The sequence below is a fragment of the Bacteroides caecigallinarum genome (assembly GCF_021531075.1).
In the GTDB taxonomy this organism is placed as follows: domain Bacteria; phylum Bacteroidota; class Bacteroidia; order Bacteroidales; family Bacteroidaceae; genus Phocaeicola; species Phocaeicola caecigallinarum_B.
Window position 1 is genome coordinate 1 of record NZ_JADYTJ010000046.1, and the last position, 20,398, is coordinate 20,398.

Sequence of the window (20,398 nt, forward strand, 5' to 3'; positions counted from 1 at the left end):
GTTTTTATAGTATATGCTACAAAAATAGCAGTTTTTTTTAATATTCGACTTATAAAAATTCTTTTTTTTTATTTGCCTTTCTAATTTATGATAGGTATCTTTGCATAGTTCTCAAAATATTTCATATATAAGCGTATAGTTAACTAACTTTATAACCTAATAAAACCAAAAAAATCATGAGAGTAATTATTGAACCAGATTATCAGTCAATCTCTAATTGGGCTGCAAACTACGTTGCAAACAAGATCAATGCAGCTAATCCTACTAAAGAAAAACCTTTCGTATTAGGTCTTCCCACAGGATCATCTCCACTTGGAATGTACAAAGCCCTGATTGAACTGAACAAGCAGGGTAAAGTTTCATTCAAGAATGTAGTAACATTCAACATGGATGAATACGTAGGTCTTCCTGAATCACACCCTGAAAGCTATCATTCTTTCATGTATAACAATTTCTTTAATCACATTGACATCTGTAAAGAAAATATACACATCTTAAATGGAAATGCTGCCGACCTTGAGGCTGAATGTGCAAACTACGAAAAGGAAATCGAGAAATTCGGTGGCATCGACCTGTTCCTTGGAGGTATCGGTCCTGACGGACATATCGCATTCAACGAACCGGGTTCTTCACTTTCTTCACGCACAAGAGTAAAAACCCTCACTACAGATACTATTATCGCAAACTCACGTTTCTTCGACAATGATGTAAACAAAGTTCCAAAGACAGCCCTTACAGTAGGTGTAGGTACAGTTCTTGCTGCAAAAGAAGTTCTGATTATCTGCAACGGACACAACAAGGCTCGTGCCTTGCAACATGCAGTAGAAGGTGGCATCACACAGATGTGGACTATCAGTGCACTTCAGATGCACCAGCATGGTATCATAGTATGTGACGAAGCTGCAACAGACGAACTTAAAGTAGGTACTTACAAATACTTTAAGGACATCGAGAAAAACAATCTTTAATAACTAAAAGCGAGAGTTTATGCGTACAAATCTTACATCGCAAATCTCATTAAACAATGTTTCAACACGCTACTACAAACCAGAGAATGCTGTTGAACGTTCTGTTATCACACGATTCGAAAAAATCACTACAAACATTTTCGAATCTATGGACGAAGGAACACAAAACATTGCAAATGAAATTATAGCAAAAATACAGGACAGACAGCGTGAAGGAAAGTTCTGTACTATAGCGCTTGGCACAGGTTCATCATTAAGACCATTATTCACGGAACTGATTCGCCGTCATAAAGACGAAGGCGTAAGTTTCAGAAATGTCATACTATTCAATCTTTTTGAATTTTATCCGGTCAACGAAGGAGCAGGAAGCACCTTCAGTCATCTGATGAAACAGTTCATTTCGCAGGTTGACATAGACAGACAGAATATCTTCACTATGGAAGGCAGTATTCCGCAAGATGCCATCATAGACCACTGCAGACTTTATGAACAAAGGATACAGACTTTCGGAGGTATAGATATTGCAGTATTGGGAATAGGCCGTAAAGGAATAATAGGTATGAACGAGCCTGGTTCGCAAGCCAGTTCTACTACACGCCTGATATTGCTCGACAGCACTTCGCGTTCTGAAGCAGCACACAATCTGGGCGTTGACAATCTTCCTCCTTGCTCCATTACAATGGGTATCAAAACCATTCTTGGCGCAAGAAAAGTATTCCTCCTTGCTTGGGGCGAAGACAAGGCCGAAATCATACGTAAAACTGTAGAGGAAAAGATTACAGACACACTGCCTGCTTCATATCTGCAGTTGCACACTAATGCAGTGGTATGCACAGACCTTGCTGCTGCCGCTTATCTGACAAGAATACAGCGCCCGTGGCTGGTTACAAACTGCGAATGGAACAACAAGCTTATCAGAAGTGCCATCGTATGGTTATGCCAGACATTGGGAAAACCTATCCTGAAGCTAACAAACAAGGATTACAATGATAACGGTTTGAGCGAACTGCTTGCTCTCTACGGTTCTGCATACAATGTAAACATCAAGGTATTCAATGACCTTCAGCACACTATTACAGGATGGCCAGGAGGAAAACCGAACGCAGACGATACCTACCGTCCTGAAAGAGCAAAACCGTTCCCAAAAAGAGTTATAGTGTTCTCTCCTCACCCAGACGATGATGTTATCTCAATGGGTGGTACACTGAGAAGACTTGTTCAGCAGGGACATGAAGTACACGTGGCATACCAGACATCCGGTAACATTGCCGTAGGCGATGAAGAAGTTGTAAGATTCATGCACTTCATCAACGGTTTCAACCAGTTGTTCGATGACAGCCAGAACCAGACTATCAGCGACAAGTATGCCGAAATCAAAAAGTTCTTTGCCGAAAAGAAAGAAGGCGATATGGACTCAAGAGACATTCTTACCATCAAAGGACTCATCCGCAGAGGTGAAGCACGTACAGCATGTACATACAATAACATTCCTCTGTCCAGATGTCACTTCCTTGACCTTCCTTTCTATGAAACAGGCAAAATAGAAAAGAGCCCTATCAGTCTGCCAGACATTGAAATAGTTCTTAATCTTCTTAGAGAGGTCAAGCCTCATCAGATTTATGTGGCAGGCGATCTGGCCGACCCACATGGAACTCACAGGGTATGTACTGATGCAGTATTTGCAGCCATAGACGAAGAAAAGAATGCCGGTGCCGAATGGCTGAACGACTGCAGAATATGGATGTACCGTGGCGCATGGGCTGAATGGGAAATAGAGAACATCGAAATGGCTGTACCTTTGAGTCCTGAAGAATTGCGCGCTAAGCGCAACTCAATCCTCAAGCACCAGTCTCAGATGGAAAGCGCTCCTTTCCTAGGCAATGACGAACGTCTGTTCTGGCAAAGAAGTGAGGACCGTAACCGCGGAACAGCATCACTCTACGACGGATTGGGATTGGCATGTTACGAAGCAATGGAAGCATTCGTTGAGTACAAGCCTCTATAAAGATTATTCCTAATACACAAAAAATCCTGCAAAGCTTAAATGTTTTGCAGGATTTTTTTATAAAAAAACAATTATGTTCGGACATCTATTCCTATAAGCAGGTGAAATTCTGATGTTCTAAAACGCTTTGTCATTTTATATAAAACGACAAGACATTTTAGTCAAAACGACAGGACATTTTCCCTAAGTACGCTCATGGGGAGTCGAACCCCAATCGATGGAACCGGAATCCATTATTCTATCCATTGAACTATGAGCGCATTATCATGATTTTGACATTCTGAAATCGGTTGCAAAAATAATAAGTTTATCGGAATTAGGAAATAAACTTTACAGTAAAAAACTTTCAATAAGACGGAGCGGAAAGGCCCAATAATGACAATTATCCAAGCATTATAATAAAAAAGCAAGCTTTTTGACAACTTTTTCGCCATAACAATTGCACATTTACAAAATATATCTATCTTTGCCAACAAAACTAATACCAAACAATCATGAGTTACTTAATAAAACCTGCCAACTATAAAGCCCTGCTTGACATGAAACAGACAGAGCTAGGCATTAAACAAATAAAGGAATTTTTCCAGCAAAATCTTTCATCGGAATTAAGACTCCGCCGTGTCACTGCCCCACTGTTCGTACTCAAAGGAATGGGTATAAACGATGACCTTAATGGAGTGGAACGTGCCGTTTCATTTCCTATCAAAGACTTGGGAGACCAACAGGCGGAAGTAGTACATTCGCTTGCCAAATGGAAAAGAGTTACACTTGCCGATTATAACATCGGTCCCGGATATGGTATATATACAGATATGAATGCAATCCGTGCCGACGAAGAATTAGGAAACCTTCACTCGCTATACGTCGACCAGTGGGACTGGGAAAGAACCATCACCGCTGAACAAAGAAATATTGATTTTCTGAAAAGCATAGTTACCAGAATATATTCTGCCATGCGTCGCACTGAATATATGATATGCGAAATGTATCCGCAGATAAAATCATTTCTTGCACACGACATCCAATTCATTCACTCAGAGGAACTCTTGCAGATGTATCCTGACAAGACTCCAAAAGAACGTGAAGACCTTATAACAAAGAAATACGGTGCTGTATTCATTATTGGTATAGGTTGCAAACTGAGCAACGGGCAGCCACACGACCTGCGTGCTCCTGACTATGATGACTATTCAACAATTGATCCTGCTACAGGTCTGCCAGGACTCAATGGCGACCTTATGGTGTGGAACGAAGTGCTGGGACGTGCCATCGAACTTTCGTCAATGGGTATCCGTGTGGACAAGGAAGCATTGCTGCGTCAGCTTGAACTTTCGGGAAAAGAAGACAGAAAGGAACTGTATTTCCACAAAAGGCTCTTGAACGGTACCCTCCCTCTAAGTATCGGTGGAGGTATAGGACAGTCACGTCTGTGTATGCTATATCTGAAAAAAGCTCACATTGGAGAGATACAGGCAAGTATTTGGCCTGAGAGCATGAGAAAGGAATGCGAAAAACACGGCATGACACTTATCTAAGCAACTAAACGAGATAAATATAATTACAGAACGGAGTTTCGTAGCCACAACACAGTGTGGCACACGAGGCTCCGTTGTTTTTTTGTATATAATATATTACCTTTGCCAATACAAAAAACGCACAAAACCATAACAACAATGAACGTACAGATAGAAGAATCATGGAAGGAAGCACTGATGCCGGAATTCTCGAAAGACTATTTTATACGACTGACAGACTTCGTGAGAAAAGAATATCATGAAACAACGGTTTATCCACCCGGAAAACTGATTTTCAATGCTTTCAACCTTTGCCCGTTTGACAAAGTAAAAGTAGTAATAATAGGCCAGGACCCTTATCACGGCCCTGGGCAGGCACACGGATTATGTTTCTCGGTAAATGACGGTATACAGCCCCCGCCATCACTGGTAAACATATTCAAGGAAATAAACAGTGATTTAGGTAAACCTATTCCACAAAGCGGAAACCTGACCAGATGGGCAGAACAAGGAGTGCTATTGCTTAACGCCACTCTTACAGTACGGGCACATCAGGCAGGATCGCACCAACGTAGAGGCTGGGAAGAATTTACAGATGCTGTTATCAGAAAATTGGCTGAAGAAAAAAGCAATCTGGTGTTCATCCTATGGGGTTCGTACGCACAAAAGAAAGGGGCATTCATTGACAGAAACAAACATCTGGTACTGACATCAGTACACCCGTCTCCACTGTCGGCACACAACGGTTTCTTCGGAAATCACCACTTCAGCCTTGCCAATGACTATCTCGTTAAAAACGGCAAGACAGCCATCGACTGGTAAAACTATATTATTAATACCAATTAACTGCGCTACCGGTATTGCTTCGCTGATCCCACTTAAGGGCATCAGTAAGCATGCTGGAGTTGGCACGGATAGTAAAATTATACGAAGTATAAGGTCCAAACACTAATCCGCAACTCATGTTAAAACAGTGAAGGTCGCGGGTTATATTCAATGTAGTCATTGACAATTCCTTGGTAGTAAAGTCATATCCCGTAGAATAGTTCATATTCCAACGGCTACCAATCTTGAAGTTACCGGATATATTAAGAGAATGAGTAAGTGAATATGGATAACGCATTGTCTTGATATTTATATCCTTATTTCTGTCCTCACGTATACTGTAGCTGTAACTTAAACTTACACTCCAAGGAAATTTGAATGCCATATATCCATCCGAACTGATTGAGGCAGCTTCAGTTTTTCTCATATTGGAATTGTTCTGCTGTTCCTCTGTATTTTCTTCGGTATTCTCTTCATCAGTATTTTCCTCACCGTCTTTCTTATCGTCTTTCTCTTCACCCTTTCCAAAGAGTTTTTTGAAAGTATCATTGTTCAGTGTATAAGAGAATGAACCACTATATCCCTGGAATCGTCCGAAACGCCCGTATGACCATTCTGTACGGTCACCCACTACTACGTTACCATTCTTGTCGAACTCATAGGCATAAGTAGCAAACGAAGCATTCATATTGAATGTATAATTATTTGGGAACTTCAATCTGACATTCATGCTCAGGTCGCTCCACTTCTTATTAGCTACATCATATGACATCGAAGCACCAAGCTGGTCTATAAGACTTATTTTTTTGTATCCGGTACTATCCTTGTCCGACTTAAATTTCATTTCAAGATTATTGTCGACAGAGAACGATATATTCTGCGACATGGTTTTTCCCGGCGTACCGTAAGTCATTCCGTCATAGAGTGAATATTCCACTGTACGCACCTCACCGTCTTCATCAGTATAAGTATAAGTGTCATAATACCCGAATCTCTTGGTTCCGAAATTCGGAGTATAGGTATAACTTACCGTAGGTGTGAACACATGACGCACCTGAATTTCCTTGCTCTTCATGAAAAGCGGTTTATACATACCGTAAAGCTTGGTATTCATCTGTACGGACATGTTATAATCATACACTCGGTTGAAACCGTTTATAGTATCTTTGCGTACATGGTCCGAAGTGTTCAGCGTAGGGTCATAGCTCCTCTTTATCTTGTTTAGATACCATCTTTCAGTATAGTTGAACGACGGAACTATGTTTATATACTTGAACAAGTTGAAGGTAGCCGATACCGGAATCTTGTGCTGGAATCCATTTTTCCACTGTGTAAGAGGTGTCTTGAACAAAAGATTATCTTTCGTATTAACACTGTTGGTCATAGCCCCTGTATACTGGAAAGAAATCTTTTCGTACCAACGTTCGTCACCGACAGCTTTCTTGCGTTTGAACGGATATATACGGTTCAAAGATATATTAACGTCAGGCAGTGTCATATTGATGGACGAGTCTCGTGTGTTCTGCGTGATATTGAACGAACCTGAGATATTAAGACCAATCTCCGGGAAACTACGTGAGTAGCTCACACTGGAAGCCTTTGTATTCTGTGCATATTGCTGCGGATTATACAAACTGCTCAAGCTGGAACGGTCATAACTACTTGTAGCAAAGTTCACACTGGCAGAGAATGAGCTGTTAGGACTAGCCTTTGCATCCTGACGGTGACTCCACTGAATACGGAAGTCCTTCGACACAGAATAATCCGGCATACCTTTGTCACCAGTCTTTGTCACAATATAACTGGCATTGAATGAGCCACTGAACTTGTATCTCTTATTATAGTTGGATGCAGCCGAGAGTCCCCACGAACCTTTTGTAAAGATTTCTCCCAGCACTTTCAAGTCCATCTTGTCGCTTATGGCAAAATAATATCCACCATCGCGAAGATAGAATCCCCGGTTCAACTCATCACCATAACTAGGCATGATGAAACCTGATGAATAACTGCTATTGAATGGGAAAAATCCGAAAGGAACGGCAATAGGCAACGGTACATCTTCTACCACCAGATGCGCAGGACCAAAGACAACATTTTTCTTTGGACGAACCTTAGCCATTGACAGTTGCAGATAGAAGTGCGGATGGTCATGGTTATCGCAAGTAGTATATCGTCCGTGCTGCATATATATCTCATCTTCGGCACCTTTCTTGGCATCGCGACTGGTTACGTAACCTTCGCCCTGCTGTGTAACGATACTGTTGATAAAACCTTTCTTGGTCTTGAAGTTATATCGCATTATTTTCGATTCGTATGGAGTCTCGCCATCCTTGAAAACAGGCAGACCTGATTCTACTCCAGCTGTATCCTTGACACCTCTGGCATACACTGTGTTACTGTCCATATTCATTGTGATGACAGCCGATGTAAGTTCAATCTTCTGATAATTTACTTTTCCTGAACCATACAGATGAGCAAAACCTCCTTTGGTAAAAACAATAGAATCGCTAGCCTCGTATATCACAGGCGCATCAAGCGCATCTTTTTTTTCAGTAGAGTCTGAAGCCAAGGAATCCGATGAAAGCGAATCCAGAGCCAGTGAATCCAGCCTCAACGAATCGAGACTGGAAGAATCGGCTTTTATCTGAGACGAAACATTCCTGCCAGCACGCCTTCCCCTTACACGCTGCGCCTCAGCGTAGAAAGTGGAAACCAAACCAAGCAGAAACAATGTTATAAATATGTATGTTGTTCTTTTAAATGAAGTCATTATATATCTTTTTCGCGATAAGCGATACAAAAGTAAGCATAATCACTTAAATAACACTATAGGCAGTAAGTTTTTAATGTATTTTTACGACATAATAAACATTACAAAAACATTTCACACCATTTATCGAACCTTACAAGTCCTTCATCACCGTGTTTTTCTATACTTTTGCGTGCTTTCTCAAGCGATTTTTCATTATCAAGTTTGGTCTTTGAAAAGAACTTGTCGGCAAAACATATAATCTGTTCCTCAGGACTTACCGGAAGCATATCTCTGTGTGGGACAGGCAAATCGCATTCGATAATAGCTTTCAATGAAAGTCCTGCTCCGGTGTGGCGCTCACATACCAGGGCATGACGAGGGAAACCTTCTTTACGTACCAAATCAGCCCCCAAGTAGCCATGACATATATACGGATAAGTTCCATAACAGTATATGCCATCGGCATCAGTGAGGAAAATACCTATATCATGCAGCATTGCCGCTTCCTCGATAAATTCAAGGTCAAGATTCAGTTCCGGATGCTTCCGTGCCATAGCCAAAGCCTTATCTGCTACAGAACGGCTGTGTTTCAACAATATTTTCTTCAGTTCGTTATCTTCAGGATAATATTTGTCTATTAATTCTATTGGGTTCATTGTTTTATTTATCTTTGCGTATAATTAATTTTGTTTACAAAACTAATAAATATTATCGTCCTATCATGAAATATCTTGTTATTTTACTATTAATTTCTTTGTCAAGCGTGTGTAAAGCCGCAAATATAAAAAACGGAGCAGACCAGATTGAGACTCTGACATCGCTCATAGGAAACAAAAAGATAGCTCTGGTGGCAAACCAGACATCACTTACCGGCAGTGTCCATCTACTTGACACTTTATGTTCTTTAGGGAAAAAGCCTGTTGCTTTATTTGCACCGGAACACGGTTTCAGGGGGAAAGCTGATGCCGGAGAGACTGTAAAGGATGGCAAGGATGTAAAAACCGGTACACCTATAATCTCACTTTACGGAAAGAACAAGAAACCTTCTGCAACAGACCTTGCCAATATTGACATGATAGTATTCGACATTCAGGATGTAGGGGCAAGATTTTATACATACATCAGTACATTATATTACGTGATGCAGGCCTGTGCCGAAAACGGAAAAGAGCTTATAGTGCTCGACCGTCCGAATCCTTGCGATTATGTTGACGGTCCTATATTGAAAAAAGAATACAAAAGTTTCGTCGGAATGCTACCCGTACCTGTACTTCATGGATGCACTATGGGAGAACTGGCAGGAATGATAAACGGTGAAGGATGGCTTGGCAACAATCTGGAGTGCAAATATTCAGTAATAAAGATACAAGGGTGGAAGCATGGCGACCCATATTCACTTCCTGTAAAGCCATCGCCTAACCTGCCAAACGATCAGTCCATAGCATTGTATGCGTCACTTTGCCTGTTCGAAGCTACGTCAGTCAGTGTAGGACGCGGAACATATTTCCCATTCCTGGTGATTGGCTCACCGTTATTACCAAAGGACAAGTATCCATTTTCTTTCACTCCGAAAGCACTGGAAGGTTTTGACAAAAACCCTTTGCACAAAAACGTAGTGTGCCACGGGCTCGACCTTAGAGAAACCGACATCAGCGGACTGAACGGATTTTCATTGAAATATGTCGTCGAGATGTACCGTGAGTTCAAGAAGATGAACAAGTCAGAATCCTTCCTCACCCGTCCCAAATGGTTCGACCTGCTGATGGGTACAAATCAGGTAAGGCTCGATATGCTAAAAGGTAAATCAGAAGAAGAGATTCGTTCTGCATGGAATGAGGAGTTGAAGAAATACAGGGAAATACGGGAGAAATACATTCTGTACTAAACAAAACCGTTCGAAAAACATTTAAACAGTATTTAAACGCTGCTTAAACGATATTCGAACGGTCATTACAAATTAATCAAAAAAAGATTATCTCTCTTTCTTCTTCTGGGCACAATGAAATCTACAAGAAACAAAGTTTGTGACCTATGCGAATACCTTCTATCGGTAATTTTTCAGAATATTCCATGAATTTAAATATCTACTAGCGCATATGGCACACAAAATGCTTACACTGCTTCATCAAACGCATCCTCGTCTGCTTCCTGTGCATTGGCATTCTCCTGCTTTGCCAGTTCCAGTTCTTTAGCCAGTTCGCTTGAAGGTTTCGTTATAGTCGGAACATCGCTTAAATTTACGCCATCCAGGTTAGATACATCAGCTGTCGGATCAATCAGTTCTCCAGATTCCGTAAAACTGTTTTTATAAGCACGGATATCTTTAGACTGTTCCCTACACTTTGTAACTATTTCCTTTATCTCTTGCGTTCCCAACTTAACAATATTTGGACCAGCTTTCAAATACTTAGCATATGAAAAAGACTTCATTCCCAAAGATGGTAGTGCTGTTGTTGCTGATGTAGTAAGCAGAGCAATATTCGCCATGTCAAGAATGATATTTGTACCGCTTAGTATCATATTCGCATATTGAAAAATTGCTTCTTTTGATCCTCTAATATGATTCGCGCTATCAACAACAGCATATATTTCCTTTGGATTACCATTTTCGTCTTTCAAGACGTTACCATTCTCGTCTGTTTCTTGTATCTTTTTCACTTCATAAAAAACAATACCATCACAATACTCACGAATGCGTGTATTCAAAGTATCGCATGAAAGCAAATACTCATCAAATTCTGCATTTTTTGTTAGTTCTGGCATTTCCCATACAAATTCTTTCTTAGGTTTCTTTTCTTTCTTTTTCTTTTGTGCCTGAACGGCTGTAGGTGCTACTATGGCAATTGCCATTAGTAAAAACATGAAATTAATAAAACGTTTCATAATACGTATAAAACAATTAAATAGTTAATAAATAAAAAAATTAATCTCTAATTCTTACCTTTGTTTTTAAATGTTTTTGCTCCTTTAGAGATACCCATGTATTGTTCTTGCGATTCTCCGGAACAAAAAGTAAACCTGCATAAATATGACGGTCTATTTGAACATGGAAATTTCCATCAGCATCCACCATACCTACAAAAACCCCATGAGTTCCTTTCTGCATATCCTTACTAAAAGATTGGGTGCAAGCATAAATGGAAACATTGGTAGCTTTCTCCTCTATTAAACGACCTTGTTTCATATCGGTCTTCACCACGTTACCTTCAACCACAAGCCCAAGTTTATCCAAAGCTTTCTGGAGTATGTCAGCACGACGCTGGAATTCCTCGTCGTTACGCACTTTGTAGAGTGAATTATAGTTTGCAATGGCCACTTCATAACATTCCTCAATCATGCCATAATCTGCCATACCTCCTTGCTTTTTCAACTCCTTCAGTTTCTTCAGCACCGTATTTGCCATATTCCAATATCCTGCACACTCTTTCATTTCCTGCGCCTTGGCTCTGCACGATGCTTTTTCTTCCTCGGTCGCGTCTTCTGCATTAGCTCCTTGTTCGTAAAACTCCTGTGCGGTGTTATACTTACGGCTTTTCTCGGCTTGTAATGCACTACCGACATACTGATCGTAACTACGGTTATAAATTTCTACTTTCTCGCGCAGTGAAAGGACACCATATGGAACTTTTTGTTTAGGAGATAAATCGCTAATAGGTACAGTTAGTTTATTCGAGCCTTCCGTATAAACTACAAGGTATGAGATGGCATTAAAAGCAGCTTCTGTCTCTTCTTTAACAACTCTCAACGAATCATGTTTTTCCCACTCATTTTCAGAAACTTCTTGTCCTTTATCACCCATATCCATTATTTTAGCATCAAATGCAGTATAAGCGGAATCTGCCTTCTGCATATCATCACGCATTTTACCAAAAGCTTCCATATCAATGATTACAGAAGTGACAAAAGCGCCAGCAGGTGTCTTGGAACGTTCAATAGTACATGCAAGTTTGGGAGAATACTTTACCTTGAGTCCTTCCAACGCAGTAGTAAATTCCACGCAAGCATTCCCTTTCTCCTTACCTTCTTCTATTAGAGCCTCACCTCTACCTCCCTGTTCATTAAGCACAATTGGATTCTCCACCTCTTCTACCAAAAAGTAATAACGTTTGTTCTTTTCCTTAAATATTTTTTTGTGTTCGATAGTCAATGCAGTATTTTTACGCATCACAGTAAATGTTCGGTCACCGTTAGTTACATCAACAAGAACTTCGTATTCATATAAATCTCCGTTTTTCTTTTGTGTGAATACTTCGCTTTTTATGTTTGAAGTAATGACCAAATCATCCATTGACGACACGAATACAGCAGACGCCTTTCCACCAAGATTAACATTTTGCAGGCGATCCACCTGCTCGTCAACAGTCATAAAAACGTTTTGAGCCTTGGACTCCAACAATGAAACTACGAAGAAACCCATCAAGGCTATTATAATTTTGCAATTCATCATTAGTTTATTTAAAATAAAGTATATATAATTATAAATCAAAATCGCTCAATGAGAAGATATCATCTTCTGGGAGTTTCTGTCCGCCTACCCATTCAGGTTGCCATGTACGCACGTGAATCACAGGTGCATCCTCGTTAGTAAAGTCCCACAAAAGGAACAAATATCCCTCATCACTATAGTTACTTGAACGCCACTCCTGACGTAGACGAACCCCATACATTTTTGGATTCACTGACGACTGGGTAATAGCATCAGGTCCACCCGTTTCTCCTTTTTCTCCTATTTGAAAGAACTTCACATCAATCCATTTGTTTCGCATGAAAGCGCGCTTGAGATTTGCAAGGTATTGTTGTTTGTTCTGTTTCTTATATAATACCTTCTCTCCCCCTATTCCCATATCGCTAGATTTTGTTTTTACAACAGTACCAGTGATAATCAAAGCGTCGTTGCTGAAAATCTGGTTAAGGAAATTGATGTCTTTTGTATTGTAAGCTGTTCGAAAGCGTTCACAATAACTTAGGATTTTCTGACGTCTTTCAATTTCCACTACTCCTTTTCCACCCATCTCCATACTTTCGCCCAACTGAGCATCAAGAGCAAACCTAAAGTCGGAAATAACACCAGAAGGTGCAAACTCTACAATTGCTTCTTGATATGTACCGTTACCGAACTCCTCTCCCTGCGGAGTTATAATAAGAGGTATTCTACGCACTAGATAGCCGTCAGTCAATGGCCAGCATCTTTCTACAACTTCCTCGTCATCACAATAGAAATGGATGTTTGCCCAAAGCATTGACAAAGAGTTTGATGCAAACTCATTCATCGGCAGACCCACAATATTCAAGGGGCGATTCTCATTTTGAGCGCTATTTATCTCAGTCAACACTTTACCTAAATTAGTTTGTAACTTTTCTATAATAGGCAGGTTATCGAAATTTGAATCAGTTGTTAAAGTAACGGTCACTACGTTTGCGCAAATATTGATGCAACAAAACGAACATAAGAAAATGGTTAGTATTAAAAACTTTTTCATTAACATAATTCAATATAATAAGTATTAAAATTTAAATCCTATTGCTCCCCTTCCCTTGTAATTAGAGACATTGTCCATACCATTAGTTTTCAAGTTCTTACGGTTGTCCTTTCCTGGTTCTAGGACAGCTTCTATCATCCCTTGGCGATTATAAATAATCAAGTAATAATCAGATGGGGTCTTAATATTTGAATACTTATCGTAATCGCTGATTTTACCTTCTTGCTTAAGGGTTGTAAGACAGTTCTTTAACTGAGAGAATTCATGCAGTTTAAGGATTTCACTTAAAACCATGCCTTCAACAGTCTGCCTTTCTGATTCAGCCGAATTCTCAACCTCTATCACGCTCTCGGGAATACTGCCACCGTTCTGCTTTTGGTTGTTAATTACCGTAGCATTATCAGACGGGATTATATCATCCTTTTTCACATACACAAAAGCCCTATGCATGTTTCCCCTTGGAAGCGTCATTTGCTGTGATAGTTCACTAACATTCTTGACCACAACGTTATCCGACGTCCTAAGCTTCTTTTTTTCCTGTATCCAAGCGTCTATCTCACTACTCAATAATTCTTTTGCCAACTCAAGCGCATCTTCTGCCATAGGCAAGGTAGCTTCCCCGTACAAATAGGTGGAACTTTTCTTTATTTTATTTATTTGTGCTTTAGTCTCAGCATTGTTATCTTGGGCAATGCCTTGAGAAACAACCAACAACAACCATAAAAAACAAAACAAAAACTTCATATTATTATCATTTTAAGTTATCTACATTAGGCACTTTCGTATAAAATTTGAAATAATCGTCCGACACGTTGTGTAAAGGTATATAAGCATACAGACGAGAACGTATATTCCCTTTACGACTCGCAAAGACATCTTTGCACACTTCTATTGTAAGCATATGGTTGTAACCCATCTTTTCATTCACCATGAACACGGTACCTGTTATCTTTGATTCCTGGTTTGTTTTAATTCCCAAATACGATTTACATCCTTGCATACAGCAGAAATCAATCCATTTTCTCAAAGATACCATCATTTCTTTTTCCTTATAACCATATAAATCCACAATCAAATCAAGATTGCAATCATTATCCATATCGCGTGATAGCATCAAGTTAAATGTGCTCCAAACCGGATGACCAGCATCGCATACAAGCTTCCATCGCCCGTTCTCATTTTTATGATAATACAAAGTGTGACGTATTTCTTCCAATATATACGTTCCATCATTTACTTGCCAAAAGGAATTAGACTGATTCGCTTCTGGAAAGTCTACAGCAAGTTCTTGCTGCCCTTCAAATTGATGCCGCTGAAGTTCGCGTATCAATTTCTGTTCAGCTTCAACTGAATTACATCCTGAAAGGAGTTGATAATCCATATCAAAAGTTACAGTCAAAATGTTCAAGCCATTTTTACTCCATACGACCTGATATTTTTTCAGACTTAAAATGTCAATATTTAAAGTCTCAGAGCCGTCAAACGTGTGGATAATACTCAAGTTCTTATTGCTCAGTTGAACCTTGTCGATGGCCAATCGCATGGATTTATCCATATCTCTTAACAAGTCCAATTCAAGGAAATATCTTTCCAAGAAATCGTAAACCGGAAGTGGATTGGATTTGCGAACATCTTGTGTGAACAACTTATAACCTATATGTTCAACCTCATTCCATTTGTTCACACGAACATTTAAAGGATATCCCAAATGGTAATACTCATCATTTTCCCCCACTGTCAGTTTGTCCTTTTCAAGAGCCAAAAGACCTGCCATGGTTTGCAAACGGGCTGTCGCAAATTGCACCTGTCCCCAAGCAGAGATGCTCAATAACAACAATGTCACTAAACAACAGCCCATCTTTCTTGTCATATTTATCATTACATGATAATCATTTATGTTTCACAACAACACGGTTACCGTTTTTCTGATACAAAGTACCCATATTGATTTCTCCATCGCGAAACGCTCCAATTACTTGTTCGCCGGCTTCTGCATAATTGTTCTTCGTTCCAGGCACGAGATGCCTTGATTTGAAACTCATTGTTCCATTTCCATGTGGTTTGCCATTCTTTATATCTCCTTCGTAAATGGCATAATTCAAATCAATCTTACGTACTGGTACGGAAACATCACCTATTTGGGTTTCTTCATTAGTATTTTCAGTAATTTTGTTTTCATCTACTTCCACTTTTTTTCCAACAGTGTAAACGCATATATCAGTCATACTATCTGTCCCCACCACCTGCACGCTTACATTAGCCTCGCCAGGAGCTACAGCTGTCACTACTCCGTCATTCACCTTAACTACCTCATCATTACTTGACATCCATACCAATTGTGCAGTAACATTTTCGGGATATACAATGGCTTTCAATTCCTCCGTTTGACCTACTATAAGAGTCGATTTTTCCTTTGCCAACTCAACCTTTTCCGGTATCGGTGCAGAATCAGAAGACATTAAATAATAAGCGCCACCTCCTCCTAAAACTGCCAAACCAGCGACAGAAGCCAAAACAATCTTCATCGTTTTATTTCCTCCACCTGGACCGACTGGTGATTTTTCACACTCGCTTAACTGCGCTCCACATTCCTCACATACAAAATTTGCACTATCTACTTCCTGAACCACGGCAGGCCTTTCATCAGCCAAGCTACATTCACCGTAGTTTTTGCATATACCTTTCTTTATTGCCATATAATTCAATATTATTATTAATTCACCTAATATTTATTTTCAAAATTAAAATTCTCTCAAACTTAAAAAAATGCTCTAATATATTATTATAAATCTTGCAACTTTTCAGATATGATTTCCATAGCCAGATTCCTAAACTTAGTGTAATTAGGATTGAACTGGTTATTTTCGCATAGCGAACTTGGAAGAATCTTAGATTGTACAACTTGACCTATAGCCTTTCGAAGAACAGCCTTCTGCTCATTGCTACGTGCTTGTATCGCAAATTCCTTATCTACCTGTTTCTTCAACAACTGTGCTAACTGAAAATCCTGCCCCAAAGCGTTCCACGATTCCACGAATCCTTTTCCCATAGGTTTCCATGTATCACCAAAGGTTTCGTCCGGAATGCGAATTGCATCAAACTTAGCCTGGGTAATAGGATCCTGCTGTTCCGCAATGATTTGCAAAGCGTATGCCAACATAAGAGGTTTTACCATCTTATATTTAATTGTTTCAGGATCCTCCTCGTAAAGACTGACCAATTCTTCCTTAAAGCTTTCAGTATGCAAAACCATGGCATTCAATTGATGTTTTTCATTCTGCTTGGATACCAAAGCATCATATTTTTCCTTCGCAGTCTTTACGTTGGCAAGGAATCTAAGTGGGAAACCAGAGTTAGCAGAAATAACCACTATTTGATTATTCTTATAGTTTACAGCTACATCTTGTTTCGGTTCAAACCCAGGAACTTCCTTTTTGAAAGCTTCTATAAGTTTTTGCCTGAAATCGTTTGTTCTTTCATCAGCCTCTGGCAGTGCCAACTGCACCATAGGCATCATCACACCCACATTTCCCGCAATAACCATAGAGCGTTCATTTGCATCAAACTGTACATATGTACGCGATGTTTGGGTCACGAGTTTGACGAACTGTTCCATTTTATCATCCGTGTTCAATTCCGACTTCAATTTCTCAAGGATATTAACACCTACCATTTTGTTAAGTGGATCACTCTTCGCTGCATTATCCATATTACGTAAGGCATTTTCCTGACATACTTCCAACATAATATCTATTGCTGACTCGTAGTCTGTTTTGTCATAAAGATTCGCAAATGTACGTTCACCATCCTCACCCAAATTTGCAACCATTCTCGCGCGGATAGTTGCCGCATTCTGTGACATTTCCTCCTTATTGCTTACAAACTGCCTACAAATATTTCGTACCGCTTCTGGGTTATATTTCTTGATGTCGGAATCAATTTGCACTTCATCTGTTTGACATTTGCTGGAAGCTTGCTTCAACACTTCTTCATTTATGGCGCTAATTACATCCTTAAATGCCAATATGCCGTCAAGCATGCGACCCAATTCCTCGATAATATCCTGCAACAACTCCTTGGCGTATCCATATGACACCACACGTGTGGCTGCAGTGTAGTATTCGCTCTTTGCCGTCTTAAACTGTGAGAATACTTCCTGATGTTTATTCATCAACCCTCTCAAGAATCCGATTCCTCCCCAATTATGGTCGATTTCATTAATCTGTTGAAGCAAATTTGCCTGTTCTTCCTCTAATCGAGCTTTTTGCACGTCAAATTCAGCAATACGATTACCACAATTTTCGATAAGAAGACGAGTGTATTTCTCAATTTCAAGTATACTTTTGCTCTTTTCAGTTCCACTAACCCATTCATCAAACAATTTCTTCTCGATGTGACGACGTATCACACGAGCATACCCTTTGCGTTCCTGTTGCTGTATTTTGTAAAACTCAACTACTCCATGTTGGCGGAACTGATGATTAAAGAATTCCTCACAACGTGTAGAGAAATTTGTAAGCCATTGCTTCTTATCTATAGTGGCCATCACATCATCTGCCTCTGCCTGCGTGCGTGCTTCCCATGTTTCCTCGAACAGTCTCCATCGTTTAGTTGCTGGACTTTCTACTATTGGCTTAGCCAATGTAAGATAGTTATTGCTGAGCATCAATCCTTCGCGATTCTTCTTGTCTTGTATTTCACCGGAAAGTCCCATACCCACTTCTTCAATGGTACGTTCACCGTAGCCAATACCATCTTGCCAAACGTTATAAGTCAACTGACGTGCTGCCTGAATGGCATAGTTATAGGTCATAAACTCTCTAATTTCAGTTTCTGGGAACTCTACTCGTGTAATACCAAACGATAGGAACTTACGGCTATGTGCAATCTCACCGGCTTGGTTCTTTTCAGGAGACGCGCCATCATTTTCGCATCCTACAAGACGGTTCAGTTGCCCATTTGTTCCTCCCATTTCACTTGCAATGGTAGTTTGGAAAATAAAGTCTGCAACCGCTGCAGGTAAACCGTGAGACAAATCCAAAACTTTTCCCTGCTCATTCACATTTGTATATACATACGCTGATTCGAATGCTTCTTGGTTCTCAAGCAAGCGACGAATTTCCCCTGTAAAAATATCCTTTTCACCTCTTACATCTGTCGGATGGTATTTTCCAATGCTAAGTGCATTCAATTCCAACAATGCGGCATAGCCATTAGCCTGATAAAAGCCTGCATCGTGACGCGCACTAACCAATGTACGTTCTGGTGTGTATAGGAAAAGACGAATTTTAAACGCCTGAGTATCTTGCTGATAAGGGAACCATGTCCTTATCTGAGCAATAGCATCAATAATAGAGCCAGAACCTGTACCACCAGCCAAACCTGCGCAGATATGAAAAGTAACCTCCTCATCTCCACTTGCCTGTTGCAGTCTTTGTACGGCACCGCGTACCACCTGTTCGAAATTTCCAGGATTATTCTTGTCAAAAATATTGTTTGCCATCAGTGTACGTCCCAACCTTCTTCGTTGTCCACCAATGCCTGCACTGATAAGTGCCCCCATCTCCTGTTGCATTAATTGCAAATCAGTCGGATTAAGAAAGCCCTTTAATCCTGGATACATGTTGATATTACCAAGTACACTTGAACTTATTCCATTTATATTTACTTTTTGAGCCACTCCTAAATGAACGCTCTTTCCCAACACACTCCAACCACTGCGGTCATCCAAATCAGATGGAGAAGAATCCACATACACGTAATCTAAAAACACTCCGTGACCTGGTTCGTTACTACGGAACTCTTCATAAACACGTTTTCTTAACTCACGCAGCACTTTACCTCCAGTACCGCCAAGTCCGATAATAAGATGGTTTGCCATATTTGTTTGTTTTTAATGTTTTATGCTATATTGATTAAAAATCAGAAATCATCAAAATTCCTACGTGAATTTGTCTGAACCCTCTTGACTTGTCTTTTGTTTTTACCTTTACCAGGGTTATTTTCACCCTTATCAAAATACAACGCTACAAGCATGGCTGCCACAATGAAAGCCAATGACCATAATGAGCTACTCCATATCATTTTATTCATCTCATCGTTTATTACCTCATAAAACACTTGTGGTAACTCTTCCATGCGATGACCACTCATATCGAATAGATTAAGGAAACATCCGGATAACGGGAAGTGTTCGTTCAGCATATCGCCCACTTGCTGACTACATTGAATATCAGCTATGCCATGTACACCATCAAGTCTTTGCATTAGCCATAACCGCATGGACTCCGTTTCACCTTTAACTGTAATCGCTCCTACCAAAAGAGTCATATTAACAACAAGCAGCAATGCCAAAACAGGACCAGTTACAAAAAAAGCCACAGACCGTACAGCTCCATTACTTAATGAGGAGAGTATGAAATAGAGCGTTGCCATAATAAAAGCCGTGATTATCATACCATAAAATAGGCAAAGAACGCCTTCGCTCATGATAGAAAAGAAAACAGCCATAGTCTTTATATTTTAAAATGTTTGCTACATTCTTCTATAACTACTGTACGTTTTTCAACATTAGATTTACCCCTATAAGATTCGGGATTTAAATAACCAAGTGTTTTCATCTTTCATTCTTTTTTATACCGTACATAAAATAAAATGGAAATAAAAAAAGCGTGAAACCATTCTATTATCCATTAATCAAGCCAAAGTTCTCGCATTGCCTATTATAGTTAAAGAAACAACATCAGAATCCACACCAATATGAATACACATCAGTTTCTCAAAGAAATCATATACATAGTCATTAGTGTATCTCGATGCAAAACACACCAACACCACATATCATGAACCTCAGA

15 protein-coding genes and 1 tRNA gene are annotated in these 20,398 nt (G+C 39.8%); 5 read left to right on the forward strand and 11 right to left on the reverse strand.

Going from position 1 to position 20,398, the window contains the following annotated elements; all coding sequences use genetic code 11:
* The first annotated feature begins 176 nt into the window (after nucleotides 1–176).
* Together nagB and I6E11_RS11555 are read left to right on the forward strand one after the other, a co-directional pair.
* Nucleotides 177–968, forward strand: coding sequence for a glucosamine-6-phosphate deaminase (gene nagB, locus I6E11_RS11550; protein ID WP_235338156.1), 792 nt, complete (start codon nucleotides 177–179; stop codon nucleotides 966–968).
* A 19-nt stretch (nucleotides 969–987) separates the two neighbouring features.
* Entirely contained in the window at nucleotides 988–2,973 is a 1,986-nt protein-coding gene (locus I6E11_RS11555) for a glucosamine-6-phosphate deaminase (protein ID WP_235338157.1), read from the forward strand.
* Nucleotides 2,974–3,161: 188 nt separating this feature from the next.
* On the opposite strand, the gene I6E11_RS11560 is transcribed toward I6E11_RS11555, so the two are convergent.
* Nucleotides 3,162–3,233: transfer RNA gene (locus I6E11_RS11560), tRNA-Arg, on the reverse strand.
* Between the two features lie 234 nt (nucleotides 3,234–3,467).
* Between I6E11_RS11560 and asnA the strand changes: the two genes are divergently transcribed.
* Both asnA and ung read left to right on the forward strand, forming a co-directional pair.
* Nucleotides 3,468–4,508 (forward strand): aspartate--ammonia ligase, encoded by a 1,041-nt coding sequence (gene asnA, locus I6E11_RS11565; protein WP_235338158.1) that lies wholly within the window; start codon nucleotides 3,468–3,470, stop codon nucleotides 4,506–4,508.
* Between the two features lie 138 nt (nucleotides 4,509–4,646).
* A complete protein-coding gene (gene ung / locus I6E11_RS11570; RefSeq protein ID WP_235338159.1) occupies nucleotides 4,647–5,309 on the forward strand; it encodes a uracil-DNA glycosylase in 663 nt (220 codons plus the stop codon).
* Nucleotides 5,310–5,319: 10 nt separating this feature from the next.
* On the opposite strand, the gene I6E11_RS11575 is transcribed toward ung, so the two are convergent.
* Nucleotides 5,320–8,082 carry a putative LPS assembly protein LptD gene (locus I6E11_RS11575; RefSeq protein WP_235338160.1) on the reverse strand — a complete coding sequence of 921 codons (2,763 nt, stop codon included), beginning with the start codon at nucleotides 8,080–8,082 and terminating at the stop codon, nucleotides 5,320–5,322.
* Between the two features lie 101 nt (nucleotides 8,083–8,183).
* Nucleotides 8,184–8,720 carry an HD domain-containing protein gene (locus I6E11_RS11580; RefSeq protein WP_235338161.1) on the reverse strand — a complete coding sequence of 179 codons (537 nt, stop codon included), beginning with the start codon at nucleotides 8,718–8,720 and terminating at the stop codon, nucleotides 8,184–8,186.
* A gap of 65 nt (nucleotides 8,721–8,785) precedes the next feature.
* Between I6E11_RS11580 and I6E11_RS11585 the strand changes: the two genes are divergently transcribed.
* The gene (locus I6E11_RS11585; protein ID WP_235338162.1) at nucleotides 8,786–9,949 is read left to right on the forward strand and encodes an exo-beta-N-acetylmuramidase NamZ family protein; all 1,164 of its coding nucleotides are present in this window, start codon (nucleotides 8,786–8,788) and stop codon (nucleotides 9,947–9,949) included.
* A 227-nt stretch (nucleotides 9,950–10,176) separates the two neighbouring features.
* Here I6E11_RS11585 and I6E11_RS11590 read toward each other — a convergent pair whose 3' ends face one another.
* The 8 genes from I6E11_RS11590 to I6E11_RS11625 all read right to left on the reverse strand — a co-directional run bounded on the left by I6E11_RS11590 (nucleotide 10,177) and on the right by I6E11_RS11625 (nucleotide 20,054).
* The gene (locus I6E11_RS11590; protein WP_235338163.1) at nucleotides 10,177–10,914 is read right to left on the reverse strand and encodes a hypothetical protein; all 738 of its coding nucleotides are present in this window, start codon (nucleotides 10,912–10,914) and stop codon (nucleotides 10,177–10,179) included.
* 73 nt (nucleotides 10,915–10,987) lie between these two features.
* Entirely contained in the window at nucleotides 10,988–12,508 is a 1,521-nt protein-coding gene (locus I6E11_RS11595) for a hypothetical protein (RefSeq protein WP_235338164.1), read from the reverse strand.
* Nucleotides 12,509–12,539: 31 nt separating this feature from the next.
* A complete protein-coding gene (locus I6E11_RS11600; RefSeq protein WP_235338165.1) occupies nucleotides 12,540–13,334 on the reverse strand; it encodes a hypothetical protein in 795 nt (264 codons plus the stop codon).
* Between the two features lie 234 nt (nucleotides 13,335–13,568).
* Entirely contained in the window at nucleotides 13,569–14,288 is a 720-nt protein-coding gene (locus I6E11_RS11605) for a hypothetical protein (protein ID WP_235338166.1), read from the reverse strand.
* Nucleotides 14,289–14,295: 7 nt separating this feature from the next.
* The gene (locus I6E11_RS11610; RefSeq protein WP_235338167.1) at nucleotides 14,296–15,423 is read right to left on the reverse strand and encodes a hypothetical protein; all 1,128 of its coding nucleotides are present in this window, start codon (nucleotides 15,421–15,423) and stop codon (nucleotides 14,296–14,298) included.
* Between the two features lie 10 nt (nucleotides 15,424–15,433).
* A complete protein-coding gene (locus I6E11_RS11615; RefSeq protein WP_235338168.1) occupies nucleotides 15,434–16,240 on the reverse strand; it encodes an Ig-like domain-containing protein in 807 nt (268 codons plus the stop codon).
* Between the two features lie 86 nt (nucleotides 16,241–16,326).
* Nucleotides 16,327–19,425 carry a tubulin-like doman-containing protein gene (locus I6E11_RS11620; protein ID WP_235338169.1) on the reverse strand — a complete coding sequence of 1,033 codons (3,099 nt, stop codon included), beginning with the start codon at nucleotides 19,423–19,425 and terminating at the stop codon, nucleotides 16,327–16,329.
* A gap of 41 nt (nucleotides 19,426–19,466) precedes the next feature.
* Nucleotides 19,467–20,054, reverse strand: a complete 588-nt coding sequence (locus tag I6E11_RS11625; RefSeq protein ID WP_235338170.1) for a hypothetical protein — start codon at nucleotides 20,052–20,054, stop codon at nucleotides 19,467–19,469.
* Nucleotides 20,055–20,398: the final 344 nt, after the last annotated feature.

What these genes read in the sequence shown, in the direction of transcription:
- nagB (WP_235338156.1), top strand. Translation starts at nt 177, where the DNA reads ATGAGAGTAATTATTGAACCAGATTATCAGTCAATCTCTAATTGGGCT.
- I6E11_RS11555 (WP_235338157.1), top strand. Translation starts at nt 988, where the DNA reads ATGCGTACAAATCTTACATCGCAAATCTCATTAAACAATGTTTCAACA.
- asnA (WP_235338158.1), top strand. Translation starts at nt 3,468, where the DNA reads ATGAGTTACTTAATAAAACCTGCCAACTATAAAGCCCTGCTTGACATG.
- ung (WP_235338159.1), top strand. Translation starts at nt 4,647, where the DNA reads ATGAACGTACAGATAGAAGAATCATGGAAGGAAGCACTGATGCCGGAA.
- I6E11_RS11575 (WP_235338160.1), bottom strand. Translation starts at nt 8,082, where the DNA reads ATGACTTCATTTAAAAGAACAACATACATATTTATAACATTGTTTCTG.
- I6E11_RS11580 (WP_235338161.1), bottom strand. Translation starts at nt 8,720, where the DNA reads ATGAACCCAATAGAATTAATAGACAAATATTATCCTGAAGATAACGAA.
- I6E11_RS11585 (WP_235338162.1), top strand. Translation starts at nt 8,786, where the DNA reads ATGAAATATCTTGTTATTTTACTATTAATTTCTTTGTCAAGCGTGTGT.
- I6E11_RS11590 (WP_235338163.1), bottom strand. Translation starts at nt 10,914, where the DNA reads ATGGCAATTGCCATAGTAGCACCTACAGCCGTTCAGGCACAAAAGAAA.
- I6E11_RS11595 (WP_235338164.1), bottom strand. Translation starts at nt 12,508, where the DNA reads ATGAATTGCAAAATTATAATAGCCTTGATGGGTTTCTTCGTAGTTTCA.
- I6E11_RS11600 (WP_235338165.1), bottom strand. Translation starts at nt 13,334, where the DNA reads ATGAATGAGTTTGCATCAAACTCTTTGTCAATGCTTTGGGCAAACATC.
- I6E11_RS11605 (WP_235338166.1), bottom strand. Translation starts at nt 14,288, where the DNA reads ATGAAGTTTTTGTTTTGTTTTTTATGGTTGTTGTTGGTTGTTTCTCAA.
- I6E11_RS11610 (WP_235338167.1), bottom strand. Translation starts at nt 15,423, where the DNA reads ATGATAAATATGACAAGAAAGATGGGCTGTTGTTTAGTGACATTGTTG.
- I6E11_RS11615 (WP_235338168.1), bottom strand. Translation starts at nt 16,240, where the DNA reads ATGGCAATAAAGAAAGGTATATGCAAAAACTACGGTGAATGTAGCTTG.
- I6E11_RS11620 (WP_235338169.1), bottom strand. Translation starts at nt 19,425, where the DNA reads ATGGCAAACCATCTTATTATCGGACTTGGCGGTACTGGAGGTAAAGTG.
- I6E11_RS11625 (WP_235338170.1), bottom strand. Translation starts at nt 20,054, where the DNA reads ATGGCTGTTTTCTTTTCTATCATGAGCGAAGGCGTTCTTTGCCTATTT.